This is a genomic window from Shewanella subflava (genome assembly GCF_025971955.1).
GTDB classification, from domain to species: Bacteria; Pseudomonadota; Gammaproteobacteria; order Enterobacterales; family Shewanellaceae; genus Shewanella; species Shewanella subflava.
This window is the reverse complement of record NZ_JAPDMX010000006.1, coordinates 1-4,162: the sequence shown is the minus strand read 5'-3', so window position 1 is coordinate 4,162 and position 4,162 is coordinate 1. Positions and strand designations below refer to the sequence as shown.

The window sequence follows — 4,162 nt, the reverse complement described above, 5'->3', positions numbered from 1 at the left end:
AGAAGTGAAACACAGTATCGCCGATGGTAGTGTGGGGTCTCCCCATGTGAGAGTAGGTCATTTCCAGGCGCCTAATAAAACAGTAAGGCCACTCTCATCGAGTGGCCTTTTTGTTTTTAGACAGAAAATACCACGCAGATAGACAGAAATCGTGTGGCCGACATGCCTATGTGGGAGTCAGTGATATTAATTTTAGCTTATTTGCCTTCAGTTTAATCTGTCAATAACGATTCGGCATCATAAACTTTAACGTTTGAATTCATTCAAGGCCTTGTTACCTGTTACAATGCCTTATCTATACTTTTATTGCTAATTCAAAATGTCTGCTTCCTTACTTGCGTTTAATACTCTTGGCTTGAACCAGCTGTGTGACGAAATCATTGTTGTCAACGCTAAAGAAAATTTGATCAATACTTGCCTCGAATTGTACCACTCAGATAAAGCTATGATGGTGCTTGGTGGTGGGAGTAACGTGGTATTTACTGAGGATTTTTGCGGTTCAGTTGTTGTGGTTCAAACCAAGGGTATTGTTGTTGAGCAACAGGGCACAGATATCCTGATAACTGTAGAAGCAGGAGAGAACTGGCACGATTTAGTTTCCTATTGTGTTGCAAATGGCTATTTTGGTATTGAGAATTTAGCATTGATACCTGGTACGGTTGGAGCGGCACCGATTCAAAATATCGGTGCCTATGGTGTGGAGTTCAAAGATGTTTGTGAATCGGTGGAGTTTTTTGATTTAGATTCATCACAGCTTTTTGAAATCAGTCATCACGATTGCCAGTTTGGCTATCGAGAATCCATTTTTAAGCAGCAGCTAAAAGACAGGGCTGTTATCACTGCGGTTAAGTTAAGATTATCGAGCAATTGGCAGCCTAAATTAGAATATGCCCCTTTAAATAGTCTCAATGCGGACACTGTCTCAGCTACAGAAGTGCTTCAAACGGTTTGTATTGTCAGGCAATCGAAATTACCAGATCCTAAAATTATAGGTAATGTGGGAAGTTTCTTTAAAAACCCTATCATACCCAATGAACGTTATTTGGTATTAAAACAACAATGCCCCAACATTGTTGGATTTACCCATGACGATAAGCATACAAAATTAGCTGCGGGTTGGATGATTGATAATGCTGGCCTAAAAGGGTTTTCTATAGGTGGAGCATCAATACACGATCAGCAAGCTCTGGTTATCACCAATACAGGTGATGCGACTGGCACTGACATTTGCCAGTTGGCGATGTATGTAACCGATATGATTGAGAAGCGATTTGGCGTTACCCTTGAGGTAGAACCTAGGTTAATTGCCCGTTTTGGGGAGGTCACTTTATGATCAACGATCATTGGTCTCGTAAAAGGCAAATACTGGCCTATTTAAGTGCTGAGCACTTTACCTCTGGTGAAGCTATCGCAAGTCAAATAGGCTTAACCCGTATGGCTGTTAATCAACATATTGATGCACTGTCAGATTATGGTGTTGAAGTGTTTAGTGTTAAAGGCAAAGGTTATAAGTTAGCAAGTCCGATAGCACTCGTGGATGAGCAAGCCTTGATTAGTGGAATTGAAAATCGATGCTTCTATTTTGATGAAATTAATAGCACAAATAGTTTTACGTTGAGTCACTTTGAAGACCTGAAATCTGGTGATATTTGCATCGCTGAATATCAATCTGCAGGAAGAGGTCGGCGTGGACGTCAATGGCTGTCGCCTTATGGTAATCACCTCTATGCATCCATTTTTTGGCGATTTGAAGCTAATGCAACCAGATTAATGGGCTTAAGCCTTGTTATAGCATGTTCAATTGTTAGAACATTATCGGAAATGAATATCACCGGCTTAGGCTTAAAGTGGCCGAACGATATTTACTTAGATAATAAAAAACTTGCTGGAATTTTAATTGAAGTCGCAAAAACAGAAGTTAATCAAACTGAATTAGTAATAGGGTTCGGTATTAATATGAGCATGTCAGCGGCTCAAGGTGAATTGATTGATCAACCTTGGAGTGATTTAGCTTCCCAAGGGGCAATACCAGACAAAACACAGCTTTTAATCTCACTACATCGCCAGTTAAAGTCAGATATAAACCGTTTTAGCTGTCATGGTTTAGCGCCCTTTATTGCGTTTTGGAATCAATATGATTTATTTGCTGATAAACCTATTCGGTTATTGATGGCCCCCGTTGAAGTTGTAGGCATTTGTAAGGGGATCGATCAACAAGGTGCTGTACTGATTGAAGCTAACAATGAGATCAAAGCCTACATTGGTGGTGAAATAAGTTTACGTGGCGTTTAGCAAGACTGATCGAGTTTTCAATAACATAAAGTTAAGGCGTTAGTTGTTACATTCAAAGTTTGTTGTCAAAATTAACTTTAAAAATGAATGTAACAACTAAAGAGATGCTGTGTTATTTTCGTAAAAGAACCTTATCCATTAGATGGTTTGGCCCTTTTTGCAAAATCAGGTTGGCTCGTTCTCGAGTGGGTTGAATATTGAGTTGTAAATTAGGACCGTTAATTGTATCCCAAATATTAGCAGAAATAGTGTTAGCCTCTGCGTCACTTAAAGATGCATAGTGATGAAAGAATGATTTGGGATCGCTAAATGCCCCTTTTCTAAATTGTAAAAAACGTTGTTGATACCACTCTTTTAGCAAATGCTCTTTCGCATCGACATAGATAGAGAAGTCAACAAAGTCCGAAACAAAAGGTCGTCTGATATCGACAGGAGAATCTAGGCCCGTTTGTAGGACATTTAACCCTTCAAGAATCAAAATATCTGGCTGTTCTATAACTTGGTGTTGGTCATGGCAGCGATCATAACTAACATGAGAATACACGGGCGCTAAAACGCGTTTATCACCTGCTTTAACGGATGAAATGAAGTCGACTAGCATTTTCATATCATAACTTTCAGGGAAGCCTTTTCGCTGTAATAACCCTTTACGTTTCAAATCAGCTAAGGGATACAGGAAGCCATCTGTTGTCACAAGATCTACTTTGGGGTGTTCAGGCCAGCGTTGCAATAGGGTTTGTAAAATACGGGCAGTGGTACTCTTTCCCACCGCTACACTGCCGGCAATGCTAATGATATAAGGTGAATGCGATGCCCGCTGTTCAAGAAATTTATCAACAATCATCCCGCGCTGTTGTTTAGAACCCACAATAAGGTTGAGTAATCGACTTAACGGCAAATAAATATCGGTAACTTCATCTAATGATAATTTTTCATTCATCCCCCGCAAGTTTTCTAATTCTTCTTGGCTTAGGGTTAATGGCACAGATTTACGCAATTCAGACCATGTTTGGCGTTGAAAAGACAGGTAAAGGGCTTGTTGAATGGAATTTTGCATTATCAAACCAATTTCTATACTGGGTCTGGCACATTACACGATCCCTAATTAAGGGACAATACTTTAGGAATCAATTGTGAGTTTGAAACAAGGAAATGATGTTTAATTCATCTTCAATGGCAACATAAGCATAAAAAAACATCGATCACGACTTTTTTTAGCTTTTTTGACATTTTTCTATTGCACTTATGCTCACATTTACCTAATATCCGTTCCCGAAATGACACGCCGGCATAGCTCAGTTGGTAGAGCAACTGACTTGTAATCAGTAGGTCCCGAGTTCGACTCTTGGTGCCGGCACCATTTTCTGTGGAGGGGTTCCCGAGTGGCCAAAGGGATCAGACTGTAAATCTGACGGCTCAGCCTTCGAAGGTTCGAATCCTTCTCCCTCCACCACTTTTTCTAGGTAGTTAGGTAGCCTATGTAGGTTGCGCGGATGTCGTATAATGGTATTACTCCAGCCTTCCAAGCTGATAACGCGGGTTCGATTCCCGCCATCCGCTCCAATATTTGTTTGCTGATATGGCTCAGTTGGTAGAGCGCACCCTTGGTAAGGGTGAGGTCGGCAGTTCGAATCTGCCTATCAGCACCAGCCTGTCATAATCAAGCACCTAACTAAAAATTGATTCGATGTCATATATATGCATCGGATTTTTACTATATGTGTGTTTTCATCACCAAACTATTGGATTGAGGCGATACCATGGCAAAAGCTAAATTTGAACGTAATAAGCCCCACGTAAACGTAGGCACCATCGGTCACGTTGACCATGGTAAAACAACTTTAACTGCAGCTATCTCTGCTGTGTTATC

At 40.5% G+C, this 4,162-nt stretch carries 4 protein-coding genes and 4 tRNA genes; 7 read left to right on the top strand and 1 reads right to left on the bottom strand.

Going from position 1 to position 4,162, the window contains the following annotated elements:
• Positions 1-319 precede the first annotated feature (319 nt).
• On the top strand, positions 320-1,333 hold the full coding sequence (gene murB / locus OHT75_RS04700; protein WP_264725304.1) for a UDP-N-acetylmuramate dehydrogenase: 1,014 nt from the start codon (positions 320-322) through the stop codon (positions 1,331-1,333).
• Positions 1,333-2,292: a bifunctional biotin--[acetyl-CoA-carboxylase] ligase/biotin operon repressor BirA gene (gene birA, locus OHT75_RS04695; protein ID WP_264725307.1), complete on the top strand. Its 960-nt coding sequence runs from the start codon at positions 1,333-1,335 to the stop codon at positions 2,290-2,292. The genes murB and birA overlap by 1 nt, the downstream gene beginning before the upstream one ends.
• A gap of 112 nt (positions 2,293-2,404) precedes the next feature.
• On the opposite strand, the gene coaA is transcribed toward birA, so the two are convergent.
• On the bottom strand, positions 2,405-3,349 hold the full coding sequence (gene coaA / locus OHT75_RS04690; RefSeq protein ID WP_264725303.1) for a type I pantothenate kinase: 945 nt from the start codon (positions 3,347-3,349) through the stop codon (positions 2,405-2,407).
• Between the two features lie 227 nt (positions 3,350-3,576).
• On the opposite strand from coaA, the gene OHT75_RS04685 reads away from it, so the two are divergent.
• From OHT75_RS04685 to OHT75_RS04665, 5 genes are all read left to right on the top strand, one after another.
• Positions 3,577-3,652, top strand: a tRNA-Thr gene (locus OHT75_RS04685).
• Positions 3,653-3,660: 8 nt separating this feature from the next.
• Positions 3,661-3,745, top strand: a tRNA-Tyr gene (locus tag OHT75_RS04680).
• 36 nt (positions 3,746-3,781) lie between these two features.
• Positions 3,782-3,855 (top strand) — tRNA-Gly (locus OHT75_RS04675).
• A gap of 10 nt (positions 3,856-3,865) precedes the next feature.
• Positions 3,866-3,941 (top strand) — tRNA-Thr (locus OHT75_RS04670).
• A gap of 111 nt (positions 3,942-4,052) precedes the next feature.
• Positions 4,053-4,162 (top strand): GTP-binding protein (locus OHT75_RS04665; RefSeq protein ID WP_264725306.1); only part of this gene is annotated, 110 nt, incomplete at its 3' end.